This window comes from Microbacterium sp. P5_E9, assembly GCF_054049175.1.
This window is the reverse complement of record NZ_JBFUMV010000007.1, coordinates 137,490-157,782: the sequence shown is the minus strand read 5'-3', so window position 1 is coordinate 157,782 and position 20,293 is coordinate 137,490. Positions and strand designations below refer to the sequence as shown.

General features: G+C 69.7%; 10 protein-coding genes. 4 read left to right on the top strand and 6 right to left on the bottom strand.

Going from position 1 to position 20,293, the window contains the following annotated elements; translation table 11 throughout:
• The first annotated feature begins 275 nt into the window (after nt 1–275).
• Complete coding sequence (locus tag ACXJ3V_RS11605; protein ID WP_457100463.1) at nt 276–872, top strand: hypothetical protein; 597 nt, start codon at nt 276–278, stop codon at nt 870–872.
• Nucleotides 873–888: 16 nt separating this feature from the next.
• Here the strand turns inward: ACXJ3V_RS11605 and ACXJ3V_RS11600 are convergent, their stop codons facing one another.
• The 4 genes from ACXJ3V_RS11600 to ACXJ3V_RS11585 all read right to left on the bottom strand — a co-directional run bounded on the left by ACXJ3V_RS11600 (nt 889) and on the right by ACXJ3V_RS11585 (nt 9,698).
• Entirely contained in the window at nt 889–1,503 is a 615-nt protein-coding gene (locus ACXJ3V_RS11600) for a hypothetical protein (RefSeq protein WP_457100462.1), read from the bottom strand.
• A gap of 116 nt (nt 1,504–1,619) precedes the next feature.
• A complete protein-coding gene (gene rpoC, locus ACXJ3V_RS11595; RefSeq protein ID WP_457100461.1) occupies nt 1,620–5,492 on the bottom strand; it encodes a DNA-directed RNA polymerase subunit beta' in 3,873 nt (1,290 codons plus the stop codon).
• 47 nt (nt 5,493–5,539) lie between these two features.
• The gene (rpoB, locus tag ACXJ3V_RS11590) at nt 5,540–9,034 is read right to left on the bottom strand and encodes a DNA-directed RNA polymerase subunit beta (protein WP_457100460.1); all 3,495 of its coding nucleotides are present in this window, start codon (nt 9,032–9,034) and stop codon (nt 5,540–5,542) included.
• Between the two features lie 331 nt (nt 9,035–9,365).
• Nucleotides 9,366–9,698, bottom strand: coding sequence for a hypothetical protein (locus ACXJ3V_RS11585; RefSeq protein ID WP_457100459.1), 333 nt, complete (start codon nt 9,696–9,698; stop codon nt 9,366–9,368).
• Between the two features lie 180 nt (nt 9,699–9,878).
• Between ACXJ3V_RS11585 and ACXJ3V_RS11580 the strand changes: the two genes are divergently transcribed.
• From ACXJ3V_RS11580 to ACXJ3V_RS11570, 3 genes are read left to right on the top strand one after another with little or no spacing between them, the layout of a single operon-like run.
• On the top strand, nt 9,879–12,500 hold the full coding sequence (locus ACXJ3V_RS11580) for a DUF4062 domain-containing protein (protein ID WP_457100458.1): 2,622 nt from the start codon (nt 9,879–9,881) through the stop codon (nt 12,498–12,500).
• 57 nt (nt 12,501–12,557) lie between these two features.
• Nucleotides 12,558–15,182 (top strand): DUF4062 domain-containing protein, encoded by a 2,625-nt coding sequence (locus ACXJ3V_RS11575; protein WP_457100457.1) that lies wholly within the window; start codon nt 12,558–12,560, stop codon nt 15,180–15,182.
• A 7-nt stretch (nt 15,183–15,189) separates the two neighbouring features.
• Nucleotides 15,190–17,772, top strand: a complete 2,583-nt coding sequence (locus ACXJ3V_RS11570) for an ATP-binding protein (protein ID WP_457100456.1) — start codon at nt 15,190–15,192, stop codon at nt 17,770–17,772.
• 8 nt (nt 17,773–17,780) lie between these two features.
• On the opposite strand, the gene ACXJ3V_RS11565 is transcribed toward ACXJ3V_RS11570, so the two are convergent.
• Both ACXJ3V_RS11565 and ACXJ3V_RS11560 read right to left on the bottom strand, forming a co-directional pair.
• Nucleotides 17,781–19,508: a 5-oxoprolinase subunit B/C family protein gene (locus ACXJ3V_RS11565; protein ID WP_457100455.1), complete on the bottom strand. Its 1,728-nt coding sequence runs from the start codon at nt 19,506–19,508 to the stop codon at nt 17,781–17,783.
• Nucleotides 19,502–20,257: a 5-oxoprolinase subunit PxpA gene (locus ACXJ3V_RS11560; protein ID WP_457100454.1), complete on the bottom strand. Its 756-nt coding sequence runs from the start codon at nt 20,255–20,257 to the stop codon at nt 19,502–19,504. The genes ACXJ3V_RS11565 and ACXJ3V_RS11560 overlap by 7 nt, the downstream gene beginning before the upstream one ends.
• Between the last annotated feature and the right edge of the window lie 36 nt (nt 20,258–20,293).

The window sequence follows — 20,293 nt, the reverse complement described above, 5'->3', positions numbered from 1 at the left end:
TCCGTGCTCGGCTGCTCCGAGTCCGGGACCGCGTCGCGACCAGCGGCCTCGGCATGGGCGAGACCCTCGTTGACGCTGCCGACGACATCGTCGACCGCCGTGGGATCCTCGACTGGCTCGCCGTACGACGACTTCGGGTCACTCATCGGATGCACTCCTCACGCAGGGCACGTCCCTGCAGGGTGAGGTTATCCCGGGGGACGGGTTCGGCCTCGGAGGCATGCCGGGGCGTTTCGCTCCTGGTCCGGGGGCCACCCCTGACTAGGGTGAGCGCCATGGCCTCTCACCGTCGACCGTTCGCGGGGGTGGCTGCCGCCTTCCTTCTCGCCGCCGCACTGACCGCCTGCGCGCCCGAGGTGGACCCGGCAGGACAGCCCTCGGCGCCCTCAGCGACCGACACCCCGAATGTCTCGTCGTCCCCCAGCGGCACGCCCAGCCCGACTGCGACCCCGTCCGCGGCGATCCCGACCGACTGCAAGGCCATCCTCTCCGCGAACGTGCTCGCCCAGCTCGAGGGCATCCCGCTGAACCACCCAGCCTTCGGCCCGTCCGGGGTGCTGCCGGACGGCAGCCTGCTGTGCATCTGGGGCGACCCGGCCGCCGATACGACGGCACTGACCACGACCATCCTGCTCATGTCCCGCGGGCCCGCCCTCGACCTGCTCAACGGCTACGCGGCCAGCGACGGCTACACCTGCTACACCCCGGACGGCGGCACCCGCTGCGAAGGCTCGTGGCAGAACCCCAACTACCCGGTCACCGATGGGCGCACGCTGTTCTGGCGCGACGGCATCCTCATCGACACGATGTACTCGAACCTCTCGCCGAGCGGCTACACGTCGAGCATCGTCGACCACATCTGGCCGGAGTGACCGGTAGCTGCACCGGTCAGCCCCACACGCGCGCGGCGAGCTGGGTTCCGTAGTCCTCGGGCAGCCACGAGGTCTCGACGCTGGCGAGCCACAGCCCGTCCCGCACCGCCTGCTCCTCGATGACATCCCCCTGCTGGCGCCGGCATGCCACCCCGGCGCCGATGGTCTCGCAGTCGAAGCCCTGCCCGCGCAGCGCGGCATCGGCGATGGTCGAGGCATCCGCCCCCACCTGAGAGAGCGTCGTCACGATCTGACCGGCAGCCGACCGCCAGGAGCAGGTGACCCGCACCACGGGCTGGAGCGCATCGACGAGGCCGGTGATCCCGGTCGGCGGCGCCGCGAAGTTCTGCGAGAGCAGCACGTCCCTCCCCCAGACCAGCTCCGCCCAGAGCCGGTCGGGATACAGCGTGCGGCAGTCCAGGTCGGTGGCGGGATCCAGCGCGGCGGTCTCCACGGGCGACGGCGCGGCCGCCACGGGCGCCGACGTCGCCGCGCGCAGGGTGTCGCCGATCCAGTTGACCGTGCCGGGCACGGCGGGCGCCGCGACCCAGAGCAGGGCCCCGACGATGCCGGCGCACAGCACGCCGACCGGCCACGCCAGCCACAGGCTGCGACCGCCGATCCGCGCCATTATCGCCTCCGCTATCGAGGGTAGGCACCGGATGCCGCGGCCCCGCCTCGGCGCGCGGGTGCGACGCACGAAGGGCCCCGGAAAACCGGGGCCCTTCGCGTCACGATCTCAGTGGGTCAGTTGTAGTTGCCCGAGAAGTCGTCGGTCGAGAAGCTGTCGAAGTCGACATAGCCGAGGTCGGCGTCGCTGTACGCGCCGTCCGAAGCGAAGATGCGGTTGGGGTACCGCTCGCTCTTGGCCTCTTCCGTCGCCTCGACGATGACGTTGCGGTACTTCGCAAGTCCCGTTCCAGCGGGGATGAGCTTTCCGATGATGACGTTCTCCTTGAGGCCGAGCAGCGGGTCGCTGCGACCCTCCATGGCGGCCTGCGTGAGCACGCGGGTCGTCTCCTGGAAGGAAGCGGCGGACAGCCACGACTCGGTCGCGAGCGACGCCTTCGTGATACCCATGAGCTCCGGGCGACCGGACGCGGGGCGCTTGCCCTGTGCCACGACCTCGCGGTTCATGTTCTGGTACTTCTTGAAGTCGACCAGCTCACCCGGAAGCAGCGTCGTCTCACCGTGGTCGACCACGGTGATCTTGCGCAGCATCTGGCGCACGATGACCTCGATGTGCTTGTCGTGGATCGGCACACCCTGCGAGCGGTACACGCCCTGGACGCCGTTCACGAGGTAACGCTGCACCTCGCGGGCACCCATGACACGCATGACCTCCTTGGGGTCGAGCGTGCCCACCAGGATCGGCTGACCGACCGTGACGTGCTGGCCGTCCTCGACCAGGAGCGTCGCGCGGCGCAGCACCGGGTAGACGTGCGGCTCATCGCCGTTGTCGGGCGTCAGGATGACCTTCTTGGCGCGGTCCGTCTCCTCGATGGTGATGCGACCGTCGGACTCCGCGATCGGCGACGCACCCTTGGGGGTACGGGCCTCGAAGAGCTCCTGCACGCGGGGCAGACCCTGCGTGATGTCGTCGGCCGAAGCCGAACCACCGGTGTGGAAGGTGCGCATGGTCAGCTGCGTGCCGGGCTCACCGATCGACTGGGCGGCGATGATGCCGACCGCCTCGCCGATGTCGACGAGCTTGCCGGTCGCGAGCGAACGGCCGTAGCAGGCCTGGCAGACGCCGACAGCCGAGTCGCAGGTCAGCACCGAGCGCACCTTGATGGTGCCGACGCCGGCCTCGATCAGCTTGTCGATGAGCACGTCTCCGACGTCGTCACCGGCGGCGGCGAGCACTTCACCGTCGGGGCCGACGACCTCGGATGCGAGCGAACGGGCGAACACCGAGTTCTCGACGTTCGGGTCCTTGACGAGCTCGCCGTCCGGACCTGCGGTCGCGATCGGGAGTTCGAGGCCCTTGGTCGTGCCGCAGTCCTCTTCGCGGATGATGACATCCTGCGAGACGTCCACGAGACGACGCGTGAGGTAACCCGAGTCGGCGGTACGGAGGGCCGTGTCGGCCAGACCCTTGCGGGCACCGTGCGTCGCGATGAAGTACTCCGCCACCGACAGACCCTCGCGGTACGAGGAGATGATCGGACGGGGGATGATCTCACCCTTGGGGTTGTTCACCAGGCCTCGCATACCGGCGATGTTCCGGATCTGCAGCCAGTTACCACGAGCACCCGACGACACCATGCGGTTGATGGTGTTGTCCTCAGGGAAGTTCGCGCGCATCGCGGTCTGGACCTCGTCGGTCGCCTCGGTCCAGATCTTGATGAGCTCCTGGCGACGCTCGGCGTCGGTCGTGAGGCCCTTCTCGAACTGGTCCTGCGCCTTCGCGGCCCGCTTCTCGTGGCGGGCCACGATCTGGGGCTTGTCCGGCGGGGTCAGGATGTCGCTGAGCGCCACCGTGACACCCGAACGGGTGGCCCAGTAGAAGCCGGCGTCCTTGATCCGGTCGAGGGTCGCAGCGACCTCCACCTTCGGGTACTCCTCGGCGAGCTTGTTGACGATCTGCGAGAGCTTGCCCTTGTCGGCCTGCTCACGCACGAACGGGTAGCCCTTGGGGAGCGTGCCGTTGAAGATCGCCTGGCCGAGCGAGGCGTCCACGAGACCGTGGTTCTCGTAGCCCTCGGGGGCTTCGCCCTCGAGGAACGCGAGGTCGGGGATCCGGATGCGGACCTTGGCCTGCAGGTCGAGGGTTCCCTCGTCCTTGGCCATGATCGCCTCGCCGACGTCACCGAACGCGCGGCCTTCGCCCTTCGCGCCGACCTTGACCGTGGTCAGGTGGTGCAGGCCGATGATCATGTCCTGCGAAGGCAGGGTGACCGGACGGCCGTCAGACGGCTTCAGGATGTTGTTCGACGCGAGCATCAGGATGCGCGCCTCGGCCTGGGCCTCGACCGACAGCGGCAGGTGGACAGCCATCTGGTCGCCGTCGAAGTCCGCGTTGAACGCGGCGCAGACGAGCGGGTGCAGCTGGATGGCCTTGCCCTCGACGAGCTGAGGCTCGAAGGCCTGGATGCCGAGACGGTGCAGCGTAGGCGCACGGTTGAGCAGCACGGGACGCTCGCGGATGATCTCCTCGAGCACGTCCCAGACCTCGGGACGCGTGCGCTCGACGGCGCGCTTGGCCGCCTTGATGTTCTGCGAGTGACCGAGGTCGATCAGGCGCTTGATCACGAACGGCTTGAACAGCTCGAGGGCCATCTGCTTGGGCAGACCGCACTGGTGGAGCTTGAGCTGCGGACCGACGACGATGACCGAACGGCCCGAGTAGTCGACGCGCTTGCCGAGCAGGTTCTGGCGGAACCGGCCCTGCTTGCCCTTGAGCATGTCGGACAGCGACTTGAGCGCGCGGTTTCCCGTGCCCGTCACCGGACGACCGCGGCGGCCGTTGTCGAACAGTGCGTCGACGGCCTCCTGCAGCATGCGCTTCTCGTTGTTGACGATGATCTCGGGGGCACCGAGGTCGATCAGGCGACGGAGGCGGTTGTTGCGGTTGATCACGCGGCGGTACAGGTCGTTGAGGTCGGAGGTCGCGAAGCGGCCACCGTCCAGCTGCACCATCGGGCGCAGCTCCGGCGGGATCACCGGAACGACGTCGAGGACCATGGATGCCGGGGACATGCCGGTCTGCAGGAACGAGTTGACGACCTTCAGGCGCTTGATCGCACGGATCTTGCGCTGGCCCTTGCCCTCGGAGATCTGCAGGTGCAGGTTCTCGGCCTCAGCGGCCAGGTCGAACGCCAGCAGGCGACGCTTGATCGACTCCGCGCCCATGTAGGCCTCGAAGTACTGACCGAAGCGGTCCTGGAGCTCGTGGAAGATCTCGTCCTCGCCCTTCAGGGCGCCGACGTCGAGGGTGCGGAAGTCCTCCCACACCTTCTCGAGACGGATGATCTGATCGTCGAAGGACTTGCGGATGCCCGCCATGTCCTTCTCCGCGGCATCCTTGACCTTCTTCTTCTGGTCGGCCTTGGCGCCCTCTTCCTCCAGCGCGCCGAGCTCCTCTTCCAGCTTCTGCAGGCGCGTGGCGATGCGCGAGTCGCGGCGATCGCCGAGCGTCTTCAGCTCGAGGCGGATGTTGTTCTCCTGCGTCGGCAGGTCGCGCTGACGCGCCTCCTGGTCGACCGAGATCACCATGTAGGCGGCGAAGTAGATGACCTTCTCGAGGTCCTTCGGCGCCATGTCCAGCAGGTACCCGAGACGCGACGGAACGCCCTTGAAGTACCAGATGTGGGTGACCGGCGCAGCGAGCTCGATGTGGCCCATGCGCTCGCGGCGGACCGAGGACTTGGTGACCTCGACGCCGCAGCGCTCGCAGACGATGCCCTTGAAGCGGACCCGCTTGTACTTGCCGCAGGCGCACTCCCAGTCGCGGGAAGGTCCGAAGATCTGCTCGCCGAACAGGCCGTCCTTCTCGGGCTTGAGCGTGCGGTAGTTGATGGTCTCAGGCTTCTTGACCTCGCCGTACGACCAACGACGGATGTCGTCAGCGGTGGCCAGGCCGATGCGAAGCTGATCGAAAGTTGTTGATTCGAGCACTAGTTTCTCAGTTCTCCTGTGTCGGAATTCTGTCGTTGCCTGGCGGCTTAGATCTCGTCGATCGACGAGGACTCGAAGCGGCTGGAGATGTTGATGCCGAGCTCTTCCGCAGCGCGGAAGGCATCGTCATCGGTGTCGCGGAGGTTCACCACGGTGCCATCGGCCGAGAGGACCTCGACGTTCAGGCAGAGCGACTGCATCTCCTTCATGAGCACCTTGAAGGACTCGGGGATGCCGGGCTCCTGGATGTTCTCGCCCTTGACGATCGCCTCGTACACCTTGACGCGGCCGAGGATGTCGTCGGACTTGATCGTGAGGAGCTCCTGGAGCGCGTAGGCGGCGCCGTAGGCCTCGAGGGCCCACACCTCCATCTCGCCGAACCGCTGGCCGCCGAACTGGGCCTTACCACCCAGGGGCTGCTGCGTGATCATCGAGTAGGGGCCCGTCGACCGCGCGTGGATCTTGTCGTCCACGAGGTGGTGCAGCTTCAGGATGTACATGTAGCCCACCGAGACCGGTGCCGGGAACGGGTCGCCGGAGCGGCCGTCGAACAGCAGGGTCTTGCCGGTCGAGTCGATCAGCCGGTCACCGTCGCGGGTGAGCGTCGTCGAGTCGAGCAGACCGGCGATCTCCTCCTCGAAGGCGCCGTCGAACACCGGGGTCGCGACCTTGGTGCCAGGGGCTGCCTGGTGCGCCTGCTCGGGCAGCTTCGCGGCCCACTTCGGCGAGCCTTCGACCTTCCAGCCCTGCTTGGCGATCCAGCCGAGGTGAAGCTCCAGCACCTGGCCGAAGTTCATGCGGCCGGGGATGCCGAGCKGGTTCAGGATGACGTCGACCGGCGTGCCGTCGGCGAGGAAGGGCATGTCCTCGATCGGGAGGATCTTGGCGATGACACCCTTGTTGCCGTGGCGGCCGGCGAGCTTGTCGCCCTCGGTGATCTTGCGCTTCTGGGCGATGTAGACCACGACGCGGCGGTTGACGCCCGAGCCGAGCTCGTCGTCGCCGTCCTCGGCGTTGAACTCCTTGACCGCGATGATCGTGCCCTGCTCACCGTGGGGCACCTTCAGCGACGTGTCGCGGACTTCGCGGCTCTTCTCGTTGAAGATCGCGCGCAGCAGACGCTCCTCGGCCGACAGCTCGGTCTCGCCCTTCGGCGTGACCTTGCCGACGAGGATGTCGCCGGGGCGAACCTCGGCGCCGATGCGGATGATGCCGCGCTCGTCGAGGTCCTTCAGCAGGTCGGGGCTGACATTGGGGAGGTCACGGGTGATCTCCTCCTTGCCGAGCTTCGTGTCGCGCGCGTCGACCTCGTACTCCTCGATGTGAATCGAAGAGAGGGTGTCGTCCTTCACCAGGTCCTGGCTCAGGATGATCGCGTCCTCGAAGTTGTGGCCCTCCCACGTCATGAACGCGACGAGGAGGTTCTTGCCGAGCGCGAGCTCGCCGTTCTCCGTCGCAGGACCGTCGGCGAGAACCTCGCCGACCTCGACGCGGTCGCCTTCTGCGACGATGACGCGCTGGTTGTACGACGTGCCCTGGTTGGAGCGGTCGAACTTGCGCAGGAAGTAGTCCTGCGTTCCGCCCTCGTCCAGCTGCACCGTGACGACGTCCGCAGACACCTCGACGACGACACCGGCCTTCTCGGCGGTGACGACATCGCCGGCGTCGATCGCGGCGTAGCCCTCCATGCCGGTGCCGACGAGCGGCGACTCGGAGCGGAGCAGCGGGACGGCCTGACGCTGCATGTTCGCGCCCATGAGCGCGCGGTTCGCGTCGTCGTGCTCGAGGAACGGGATGAGCGAGGTCGCGACCGACACCATCTGGCGCGGCGAGACGTCCATGTAGCCGATCTCGTCGGAGTGGAAGAGGTCGACCTCGCCACCCTGACCACGACGGGCCAGCACGCGCTCTTCGGCGAAGTGCCCGTCGGCCTTCAGCGGAGCACCGGCCTGAGCGACGATGTAGTCGCTCTCCTCGCTCGCGGTGAGGTAGTCGATCTGCTCGGTGACCTTGCCCTTGACGACCTTGCGGTACGGGGTCTCGATGAACCCGAACGCGTTGATGCGGGCGAACGAGGCCAGCGAGCCGATCAGGCCGATGTTCGGGCCTTCCGGCGTCTCGATCGGGCACATGCGGCCGTAGTGCGACGGGTGGACGTCACGGACCTCGACGCCGGCGCGCTCACGGGACAGACCACCGGGGCCGAGCGCCGAAAGGCGGCGCTTGTGGGTCAGACCCGCGAGCGGGTTGTTCTGGTCCATGAACTGCGACAGCTGGGACGTTCCGAAGAACTCCTTGATCGCGGCGACGACGGGGCGCACGTTGATCAGGGTCTGCGGCGTGATCGCCTCGATGTCCTGGGTCGTCATGCGCTCGCGGACGACGCGCTCCATGCGCGACAGGCCGGTGCGGACCTGGTTCTGGATGAGCTCGCCGACAGCGCGGATACGGCGGTTGCCGAAGTTGTCGATGTCGTCGATGTCGAGACGGATCTCGGCCGGCGCTCCGTTGCGGACGCCGTCGAAGACGGAGTCGCCGCGGTGGATGCGGGCGAGGTACTTGATCGTCGCGACGATGTCGGCGACGGTCAGGACCGAGTCCGACAGCGGGGCCTCGAGGCCGAGCTTCTGGTTGATCTTGTAGCGACCGACCTTCGCCAGGTCGTACCGCTTGGAGTTGAAGTAGAAGTTGTCCAGCAGCGCGCGGGCGGCCTCAGCGGCGACCTGCTCGCCCGGACGGAGCTTGCGGTAGATGTCGCGGAGCGCGTCTTCCTTCGAGAGGATCGTGTCCTTCGACAGCGTCTCTTCGATCGAGTCGAAGCMGGCGAACTCGTTGAGGATGTCCTCCGTGGTCAGGCCGAGCGCCTTGAGGAAGACGGTGACGGACTGCTTGCGCTTGCGGTCGATGCGCACGCCGACCTGGTCGCGCTTGTCGATCTCGAACTCGAGCCAGGCGCCACGGCTGGGGATGATGCGCGCCGAGACGATGTCCTTGTCGCTGGTCTTGTCGGGCGTGCGGTCGAAGTACACACCGGGGGAACGCACGAGCTGCGAGACGACGACGCGCTCGGTGCCGTTGATGATGAAGGTGCCCTTGCCGGTCTGCAGGGGGAAGTCACCCATGAAGACGGTCTGAGTCTTGATCTCACCGGTCTGGTGGTTCATGAACTCGGCCTCGACGTAGAGCGGAGCGGCGTACGTCTTGCCGCGCTCCTTGCACTCCTCGATGGAGTACTTCTCGGGCTCGAGATAAGGGTTCGTGAACGAGAGCTGCATCGTCTCGCTCAGGTCCTCGATCGGCGAGATCTCCTCGAAGATCTCCTCGAGGCCGCTGATCTCGGGAACGTCGGTGCGTCCGATGGCCTGAGCCTCGGTGACCCGCGTCTTCCACGCGTCGTTGCCGACGAGCCAATCGAATGACTCGGTCTGCAACGCGAGAAGGTCGGGGACCTCCAGCGTGTCGGAGATCTTGGCGAACGAGAGGCGGGAAGCTCCGCGGCCGTTCTTGATGGTGGTGGTGGATGCGTTGCGCGCAGCAGCCAAGGGGATTACCTCCGTGAGGCCCGGGCAGGGGCTCGTTTCCTTGTCGTCAGGGTGGAGTGCTCCGTCGTCCCCGAGAGCCAGGCGCCACACTCCGCTCGCACGCAGGCGTAGAAGCGGGGGGCACGCAGGCACAGCCGACCACCATATGAGGGCAGGGGGAATCCAAGAGCGCAACTACCTACTATACGGCGGATGACGCGCCGTGTCCAGTCGAATCTTGAAAAGTTCTCCAGGCTGCGGTATAACCCCGAAAACGTGCAGCGCCTGCGGACCCGGCCGCGGGGCCGGGCGCGCAGGCGCTGCCGTCAGATGCTCTCAGCTGTCCGAGTGGTCACATATTGCCGCGGCAGGCCATGCCGGGGTTGAACCCGACGACGAACTGCTTCGCGACGGGGTCGCTGCGGAACATGCCGAAGTTCTGGACACCGTGATAGCCGTGCTTCTGGTTGCCGCGCTTCGCGAACACGTCGTCGCCTTGGCCCTCAGGGCCGGTCCCCTCGATGTCGTCGGCCGTGTCCAGGCCGGAGAACGCACACTCCGACGCGGCGTTGCCCGCACCGGGGATGTCGTCGCCGTTCCCGTTCACCTCTCCCGCCATCGCGGCTCCCCCACTGCCGAGGACGATCCCCAGAGCGATGACGCACGCAATCGATACGCGTTTCATGATCGAATCCCTCCCCGAAGGCGGCAAACGTGTGTCCCCCCGGACGGGCGGTTCCCACACCGCCGAGCCGCACGCTACTCCCGTGATGCGGCTCCCCGAAAGTGCCTCCCGCTGAATTCCCGCGATCAGAATCCGCGGAAACCCGTGGCATCCACCGCGGAGCGGGGGCAATATATGCACATGACTGGGGATCATCACCCCGCGATCCGCACGCCCGACCAGCGGATCCGGGTGTTCGTGAGTTCGACCCTGCGCGAACTCGCCGAGGAGCGTGCCGCCGCGCGCGCGGCGATCGAGCGGATGCAGCTCGCCCCGGTCATGTTCGAGCTCGGGGCCCACCCGCACCCGCCCCGCGAGCTGTACCGCTCCTACCTCCACCAGAGCGACGTGTTCGTCGGGATCTACTGGGAGAGCTACGGCTGGGTCGCGCCTGACGAGGAGATCTCCGGACTCGAGGACGAATACAACCTGGCTCCCCGCGGGATGCCGAAGCTCATCTACATCAAGGCATCCGACAAGCGCGACGATCGGCTCGCGGAGCTGATCGCGCGCATCCGCACCGACGACACGGCCGCCTACCTGCCGTTCCAGACGGCTGACGAACTGCGCGAGCGCGTGGCCGAAGACCTCGCGACCCTGTTCGCCGAGCGGTTCGATCAGACCAGGGGCGTGGCCTTCGACGAGGAGCCCGACCTCGCGCCGCCGGCACGAGTGGTCGCTCCGGCCACCCCGACGATCGGCCGGGAGGAGGACATCTCCGCCATCCGGGACCTCCTCGCGAGCGGCGCGCACCGGGTCGTGAGCCTGGTCGGCCCCGGTGGGATCGGCAAGAGCCGGCTCGCCACCGAAACCGCATTGGCGGCGGCCGACCTCTTTCCCGCAGGCATCTACTTCGTGACGCTGGAGGGCGTGCTCGAGCCGGGGCTGCTGCTGCCGACGATCGCAGCGGCTCTCGGCATCCGGGACAACGGCGAAGCCGCCATCGTCGAACGGCTCGCGCATGCGCTCCGCGATCGGCGGGTGCTCATCGTGCTGGACAATTTCGAGCAGATCATCGAGGCGGCGCCGACGCTCGTCGGCCTCTACAGCGCCGCGCCGCTGGCCCACTTCCTGGTCACGAGCCGCATCGTGCTGCGCATCCGCGGCGAGCATGTGTACGAGGTGGAGCGGCTGACGACGCCGCCCGGGTCGCTCCCGGCGAGCCTCAACCGCGCCACGCGCTCGTCGGCGGTCGCGCTGTTCGTGAACCGCGCGCAGGCCGTCAAGCCCGGGTTCGACGTCACCCCCGACAATGCCGCCGACATCGCGGACATCTGCCGGCGCCTCGAGGGCCTTCCGCTCGCGATCGAGCTCGCCGCGGCGCGGATCCGTCTTCTGACTCCGGCCGGCATCGCCGCCCGGCTCGAGCAGAGCGTGCCGCTGCTGTCTGCCGCTTCACGCGACCTGCCCGAGCGGCACCGGACCATGCGCGCGACGATCGAGTGGAGCGTCGGCCTGCTCACGGATGCCGAACGCGATCTGCTCGAGGATCTCGGCGTGTTCGCGACGAGGTTCACGCTCGACGCCGTGGAGGCGATCGGCGCAGGGCGCTCGTGGGACGGACAGGTCATCGACGCCCTCGCCGCGCTCGTGGACGGGTCCCTYGTCAAGCAGACCGACGTGCACGGCCGCGTCGTGTTCTCGATGCTCGCGATCGTGCGGGAATACGCGCTCGGGCGCCTTCGCGCCCGCGGCGATGCGGACCGGGTGCGGGCCCTCCACGCCGACTACTACGCGGCGTACGTCGGACGCCTCGGCCCCCGGCTCCGCGGCACCGGGCAGGCGGATGCCGTCATCGAGCTCGAGCTCGAGCTGCCGAACCTGCGCGCGGCGGTGCGGCACCTCATCTGGACCGACCGGCTCGACGAGGCCGCGGAGTTCGCCTGGAGCCTGCTGATCTACTGGTGGATCGCCGGGTCGTTCGCCGAGGTGCGCCGCTGGATGCAGGAGCTGCAGGGAAAGCAGCAGACGCTCAGCGCGCGCACGAAGGGCATCGCCTGCTTCTTCGTGCGCTGGGGCGAGATGTGGCAGCACCCCTCCGATCAGGTGGTCGCGGGTCTCGATGACTGCGTGCGCCTGTTCCGCGAGAGCGGCGACGAAGAGGCCGCCGCGATGGCGACGACCGCCAAAGCCACGGCGCGCATGCAGTTTCCTGGACTGGACGCGGATGCCGCGGCCGACGAGCTGCGCACGGCGGCGGCGACCCTGCACGACCTCGGCAACACCTGGGGCGAAGCGAGCACCGAGGTCGTGCTCGGACGACTCTGCTGGATCAGGGGGCAGCTCGACGAGGCGCAGGAGCATCTGGATCGGGCATTGGGCATCGCCCGCGCCGGAGACGACCTCTTCACGAATGTCATGGCGGGGAATCTGCAGTCGCGCCTGAACTTCATCCGCGGTGACGAGGCGGTCGCCGAGACGGGGTTCATCGAGGTGCTGCGGCTGTCGGCCCGACTCCACTGGGAGGAGGGCATGGCGTACGGCCTGGAGGGCATCTGCGCGGTCGCCGCCGCGCGGGGCGATGCCTGGCGCACCGGCGCGTTGGCCACGGCGGCCGCGACGGTGCGCCAGCGCACCGGCATCCTCGAGGTGCAGACACTGCTCATGCAGACGCAGCACCTCGCCGCGCTGCGCGAACACGACCCGGGGGGTCTGGCGGCCGGCGAGAGCGCCGGCGCGGAGCTGAGCCTCGCCGAAGCGGTGGCGCTGGCGCTGCCGGACGGCGACGACACTCCGGCGCCGGACCAGCTCGCGCACCGATGACGTCAAAGGCGATGCAGGTTTCGATGGCTCTGGGGAGGGCCCGAACGTGGGGGAACGATGATCGACCGAACGCGTGACACCATCCGCACGCCCGACCAGCATCTGCGGGTGTTCGTGAGCTCGACGCTGCGCGAACTCGCCGACGAACGACAGGCGGTGCGCTCGGCGATCGAGCGACTGCGTCTTGCCCCGGTCATGTTCGAGCTCGGCGCCCGTCCGCATCCCCCCCGCGAGCTGTACCGCGCCTACCTCGCGCAGTCCGACGTCTTCGTCGGCATCTACGGCGACAGCTACGGATGGGTCGCACCCGGCGAGTCGGTCTCGGGCCTGGAGGACGAGTACAACCTCGCCCCCTCATCGATGCCGAAGCTCATCTACATCAAGGCGTCGGAACACCGCGACGCGCGCCTGGACGAGCTGATCGACCGGATCCGCTCGGACGACACCGCGGCCTACCTCCCGTTCGTCACCGCCGCCGATCTCGAGGACCAGGTCGCCGGCGACCTGGCCACTCTGCTCGCCGAGCGCTTCGACGAATCCCGGACGTCGCCCCAGGCGGACGGCCCGGCCGCGGGCGCCACCCCCATCGCCCGGATCCCGGTGCCCTACACGGCGACGATCGGCCGCGCGGACGACCTCGCCCGGGTGCGCGCGCTCCTCGCCGGCGACAGCCGCATCGTCACCCTGCTCGGCCCCGGCGGCATCGGGAAGAGCCGTCTCGCCATCGAGATCGCCCACGCGAGCGAGGACCTCTTCCCCGACGGCGTCTACTTCGTGCTGCTCGAAGGCGTCCTCGAGCCGGGTCTGCTCGTGCCGGCGATCGCGTACGCGCTCGGCATCCGGGACAACGGCGAAGCCCCGCTCGAAGAACGGATCGCGCACGCCCTGGCGGGCCGCCGCGTGCTGGTCGCGCTCGACAACTTCGAGCAGATCGTCGATGCGGCCCCGGTGCTGGCCCGGCTCTCCGCTGCTGCGCCGACGGCGAAATTCCTCGTCACCAGCCGGATCGTGCTGCGGATCAGGGGCGAGCAGCTGTACGACGTCGCCGCGCTGGCGATTCCGGATGCCGGAGCCCTCGCAACCCTCGACCGCGTGCTGCGCTCCCCGGCCTGCATGCTCTTCGTCGACCGCGCCGAAGCCGTCAAGCCGGGCTTCACGATCACCGAGGACAACGCGGCGGACATCGCCGCGATCTGCCAGCGGCTCGAGGGCCTGCCGCTTGCGATCGAGCTCGCGGCGGCGAAGGTCCGGCTGCTCAATCCGCACGGGATCGCCCAGCGCCTCGAGCAGAGCCTGCCGCTGCTGACGGCCGCCGTGCGCGACCTGCCCGAGCGGCATCGCACCATGCGGGCGACGATCGACTGGAGCATGAGCCTGCTCCCCGACGTGCACCGGGAGCTGCTCGAAGACCTCGGCGTGTTCGCGACGCGCTTCAGCCTCGAGGCCGTGGAGGCGCTCGGCGTCGGGCGCCCATGGGAAGGGCGGGGACTCGAGAGTCTCGCCGCCCTGGTGGACGGCTCCCTCGTCAAGCAGCTCGAGATCGACGGACGCGCGGTCTTCTCGCTGCTCGCGATCGTGCGCGAGTACGCGCTGGGCAGGCTCAAGGCGCGCGGCGACGCCGATGTGCTCCGCGCCGCGCACGCGGACTACTACCGCGGTCTCGTCGCCCGGCTCGCGCCCGAGCTGCGTGGCACCGGCCAGGCCGAGGCGGTGGCGCAGCTCGGATTGGAGCTGCCGAACCTGCGGGCGGCCGTGCGGCACCTGGTCTACACCGATCGCCTCGACGACGCCGGCGACTACGCGTGGAGCCTGCTCATCTACTGGTGGATCGCGGGCTTCTTCGCAGAGGTGCGGGTGTGGATGCTCGAACTGCTCGCCAAGGAGCTGCCGATCACCCAGCACACCCGTGCGGTGGCCTGGTTCCTCGCCTTGTGGGGCGAGATGTGGCAGCGCCCGTCGGAAGGTGTCGTCGCCGGGCTCGGCGAGTGTGTGCGGCTCTTCGCCGAGAGCGGCGACGAGGACGCCTCGGCGATGGCGATCGCGGCGCGGGCCACCGCGCGGCTCTCCCTGCCGATGCCGGACGTGAAGAAGGCGCGGCGGGAACTCGGCCAGGCGGTGGAGCGCCTGCACGCGCTCGGCAACACCTGGGCCGAGGGGATCACCGAGGTCTCGCAGGGGCGGCTGGCCTGGCTGCTCGACCAGCGCGACGAGGCGCTCGCCCACTTCAGCCGCGCGATCGAGATCGCCGAGGCCAGCGGCGACCTGTTCACGCTCTCGGTCGCCGGCAATCATCAGGCGCGCCTCCTGCTCGTGCGCGGCGAGGTCGAGGCCGCCGAAGAGGCGTGCATCCGCACCCTCCTCGTCTCGATCCGCCTGCACCATGAAGAGGGCATCGCGTACGGGCTGGAGGGGCTCTGCACGGTGGCCGCGGCCCGCGGCGACGGGGAGCGAGCGGGCGCGCTGTCCGCGGCTGCCGCCGCGATCCGCCATCGCATCGGCGTCTTCGACGCGGAGGCGTTCCGCGTGCACACGCCGCAGCTCGACGCGATGCGCGCCACCGATGCGAAGGCGGTCGCCGCCGGGGAGCGGCGGGGCGCGGAGCTCTCCGTCGCCGAGGCGATCGCCCTGGCGATGCCCGAGGCGGACGTCGGTGCGATCCACAAGTCCCTCGCCGAGTGGTGATCTCGCCGTGACCGAGGCCCCGGCTGTCATCCGCACCCCGGATCAGCGCATCCGTGTCTTCGTGAGCTCGACCCTGAAGGAGCTCGCCGATGAGCGGCGGGCAGCGCGTGGCGCGATCGAGCGGCTCCGCCTCGCCCCGGTGATGTTCGAGCTCGGCGCTCGTCCGCATCCCCCGCGCGAGCTGTACCGGTCGTACCTGGCTCAGTCGGATGTCTTCGTCGGCATCTATGCGGACAGCTATGGGTGGGTGGCGCCCGACGAGGACGTCTCGGGGCTGGAGGACGAGTACAACCTGGCGCCGCCGGCGATGCCGAAGCTCATCTACATCAAGGCGTCGGCACACCGCGACGACCGCCTGAACGAGTTGATCGACCGCATCCGAGCAGACGACACGGCGGCCTACCTCCCCTTCGAGACACCCGAGCAGCTCGAGGAGCAGCTCGTCGGCGACCTCGCGACGCTGCTGGCCGAGCGCTTCGACGCCGCAGCCGCCCAGGCATCGTCAGCGCCGCCCGCGAGTGCCGCCGTCCGCATGCCGCCGGCGTATTCGCGGATCATCGGACGCGACCGCGAAGTGGCCGACGTCCTCGAGTTGGTCACGAGCGGCCGTCATCGCGTCGTGACGCTCCTCGGCCCCGGTGGGATCGGCAAGAGCCGCCTGGCGATCGAAGCAGCCTCTGCCGCCGAGCCCGCCTTCCCGGACGGAACGGTGTTCATCGCGCTCGAGAACGTGCTCGAGCCGGACCTGCTACTCCCAACGATCGCGTACGGACTCGGCATCCGCGATGCGAGCGAGCGACCGCTCGACGATCGACTCGCGCTCGCGCTGCACGGGCGGCGCATGCTCATCGTGCTCGACAACTTCGAGCAGATCGTCGATGCCGCCGCCCAGGTCGTGCGACTGTACACGCTCGCACCCGACTCCGTATTCCTGGTGACCAGCCGGATCGTGCTGCGCATCCGCGGGGAGCGGGTCTACGAGGTGCCGCCGCTGGCGGCGACGGATGCCGCCGCGCCCGGGTCCGTCTCTCGCGCCGCCGGATCACCCGCAGTGGAGCTCTTCGTCGAACGCGCCCGGGCCATGAAGCCGGACTTCGCGCTCACGGCAGGGAACACGCCGGCCGTGGTGGCCGTCTGCCAGGCGCTCGACGGCCTGCCGCTGGCGATCGAGCTCGCGGCAGCCCGGATGAGGCTCCTGACCCCCGCGGCGGTGCTGCAGCGCCTCGACTCGAAACTGCGTCTGCTCGTCGATTCGAGTCGGGACATCCCGGGGCGCCAGCGCACCCTCGCCGCGACGATCGAGTGGTCGACGGGACTTCTCGAGGAGGATGAGCGGCTCCTGCTGTGGGATCTCGGGGTCTTCTCCGCCGGGTTCACTCTGGACGCGGTCGATGCGATCGGGGTGGGGCGAGTGTGGGCGGCCCGCGCGGTGGGCGCACTCGAAGCCCTGATCGACGGTTCGCTCGTGTCGCAGTCCGATGTGGGCGGGGAGGCGGTGTTCGCGATGCTCGCCACGGTGCGCGAATACTCCGTCCAGCAGCTCGTGGAGCGCGGCGAGGAGCGCGCGATGCGGGATGCGCACGCTCGCTACATCGATGCCCTCACACGTCGCGTCGCCCCCGAGCTCACCGGGCCCGGGCAGCGCGTGGCTGCGGCACGACTCGACCTGGAGCGGGGCAACCTGCGCACCGCAGTGCGGCATCTCACCGATGTCGGCGACGCGGACATCGCGACTGACATCGCGTGGCGCCTCTACCTGTACTGGTGGCTGCGCGGGCTGTTCTACGAGGTCCGACTGTGGATGGAAGAGCTGCTCGCGCGCGTGCCGGAGCCCTCGGATCATGCCAGGGCGGTCGCGCGCTTCTACTACCTGTGGTCGGAGATGTGGACGACCGACAGAGGTGCGGAGGTCTTCGCGGGTCTTCAGGAAGCCGCGGATCTCTTCGCCGCGACCGGCGACGACGCCGGGGCGGCGATGGCGCACGCGACGGAGGGCCTTGCCCGGGCGACTCTCGGCCAGCCCCTCAGCGAGGTGATCCCGCTGCTCGAAAGCAGCGCCGCGAGCCTTCGCCGGCAGGGTCTGCGCTGGGGAGAGACCCTGGCTCTCATCGCGCTGGGCCGCGTCGCGTGGGCCATCGGCGACTCCGTCGAGGCGACCAGACGGTTCGAGGCGGCACTCGCGTCGGCGGACGATCCGTTCACCCAGACGGTGGCGCGGCACCACCTCGCCCGCATGCGGCTGCTCGGGGGCGACACGAAGGTCGCCACCCGCGGATTCATCGAGACCATGCGCCGGTCGATGAGTCTGGATCACGAGGAGGGGATCGCCTACGCCGTCGAGGGTCTGTGCGCGGTCGCCGCGTCGCAGGGAGACGTGGTGGTCGCCGCGACCCTCGCCGGCGCCGCCGAGACCATCAGACAGCGGATCACGATGTACGACACCGCGCAGTTCGTCTACCATCTGCGCTATCTCGACGCCGCGACCGCACCGGCCGAGGAGGCCGCGGTGCGCGAGGCCATGCGCCGCGGGCGCGAGATGTCCGCGCTCGAGGCCGCGGAGTTCGCGCTCGCGAACATCGACGACGCCTGAAGCCGGATTCAGGTCGGCCGTGCGTGGCGGAACCGGACGCGGGTGCCCGGCCGAGCCTGCGCGAGCAGGTCGAGTCCGGCATCCGTCACCACCGCGATGACCGGGTAGCCCCCGGTCACCGGACCGTCGGCGAGCAGGATGGTCGGCTGACCGCTCGGCGAGACCTGCATGGCCCCTGGGACCATGCCCTCGCTCGGCAGCTCGCCGTCGCGCGCACGGTCGAGGGCGGGGCCGTCCAGGCGCAGGCCGATGCGGTCCGCGCTGTTCGAGACGGTCCACACGGTCTCGAACAGCGTGCGGTGGGCGGATGCCGTGAACCAGTCGCCGCGCGGACCTGGGGCGAGCTCCACCACGAGTTCGTCGTCGCGGGGGCTGCCCCACGGCGCGAGGACGGCAGCCGGGATCGGCACGACCGCGTCGCCGCGGACCGGCACGGCGTCTCCGGCGCGGAGGGGACGAGGGCCGAGGCCGGCGAGGATGTCGGTGGCGCGGGATCCGAGCGTCACGGGTCCGTCGAGCCCGCCGCGGACAGCGAGGTAGGCGCGGGCACCGTGACCGAACCAGTCGAGATGCAGCTCGGCGCCGGCCGGCCAGCGATGGGCGTCGTACGGGTCGATCGCCGCGCCGCCGAGGCGGATGCTCCCCCACGCGCCGGTCACCGCGAACCACAGGTCGGCGTCGGCCGTCGCCCGGAAGCCGCCCATCGTCACCTCGATGACGGCTGCGTCTTCGGTGTTGCCCACCAGCCGGTTGGCGGTGCGCAGGGCGCCACGGTCGAGCGCTCCGGAGGTCGATACGCCGACGGATGCCGCACCCGGACGCCCCAGATCCTGCAGCGTGGCGAGCAGCCCGGGTTCGACGATCCTGATGCCGCCGCCGGCGGCCCCGCCTGTCGCCGTGCCGCCGCCGGCCGCGCCGGGGGCCTCAAGCCCACCGACCCCGCCGCCCTCGTCGCCCTCGCCGACCGCCTTGAGCCCACCGACCCCGAGTCCACCCACTTCGCGCGAATCCACACGTTTCGGCGCGACAGACTGAGTGGACTCGCGCGAAGTCGGTGGTTTCGGCGCCGCCTCGGGGGCATTGGCGGCCCCGGGGGCATCGGCGGCCTCGGGGCCGACCGGGCKGAAGCGGACGAGCGCCCCGGGTGCGAGCAGCGCGGGGGACGCGGCATCCGGATCGAACAGCTGCGCCCGCGTCGTGCCGATCAGCTGCCATCCGCCCGGGGTCTCGCGCGGATAGGCGCCGGTGAAGCCCGCCGCGAGGCCGACCGACCCCGCAGGCACCCGGGTGCGCGGAACCTCGAGGCGGGGCACGTCGTACGGCCAGTCGGCGCTGGTGAGATAGCCGAACCCGGGCGCGAACCCCGTGAAGGCCACCGACCAGCGGGCCGCCGCATGCTGCGCGACGAGCGCCTCCGGCGACACCCCGAGGAGCGCGGCCGCATCGGCGAGGTCAGGACCTTCGTAGACGATGTCGAGCACCACCTCGTCGGCGACCTTCGGCGCCTGCTGTCCTGGGCCGGCCGAGACGGACTGCACCCACGCGCGGGCGGCCGCGAGGGAGAGGATGCGGGGGTCGACGCGGACCAGCACCGTCCGCGCGGCGGGGACGATGTCGACGACGCCGGTGGGCCTCGACCGCTCGAGCGCCAGGTGCAGCGCGAGCACGTCCTCGAGCGCCGGCACCTCCAGCAGCAGTGCGCGGTCCCCCATCGGCAGCACGCGCGCGGTCACCACGGGGCGCGCACCGCCACGCCTGCTCCATCGAGGGCTGCGCGCACAGCGCGCGCCATCACGACCGCCGCCGGGGAGTCGCCGTGGAGGCAGAGGGATGCCGCGTCCGCCGCGATCGCGGAGCCGTCGACGGCGTCGACCACGCCATCGCGGGCGAGCCGCACCGCCCGTTCCGCCACGGCTGCGGGGTCGTCGAGCAGGGCGCCGGGTTCGCCGCGAGGGACGAGCGAGCCGTCCGCCAGGTAGCCCCGGTCGAGGAACGCCTCACGCACGAACGGCAGGCCTTCGGCCGCTGCGGCGCGGGCGATCTCGCCGGCGAGTCCGAGGATGGGCAGGGTCCGGCCGAGGCTTGCCGAAACGGCCGCGACCGCTTGGGCGACGGCGTCGGCCTGCCCGCGGTCCTCGATCACGGCGTGGTAGAGCGCCCCGTGCGGCTTGACGTAGCGGAGGTCGGCACCCGCCTCGAGGAGGGCGGCGAGCTGGGCGGCGATCGCCGTCTGGAGTTCGGCGGGGTTCGGGTGCTGCCGGACGCGGCCGAAGTTCGCGGGATCCGGATAGGCCGGATGCGCGCCCACCGCCACCCCGAACCGGGTCGCGCGGGCGACCGCGGCACGCATGGACGCGGCATCCCCGGCATGCCCGCCGCAGGCGATGCTGGCGCTCGAGATGACCGCGAACATCGCCTCGTCATCGGCCGTCGGCACACCGTCGACCGTCTCGCCCAGGTCGGCGTTGAGGTCGATGCTCGCCATGTGTTCACGCTAGCCGGGTCAGTGCAGGGTCTTGGC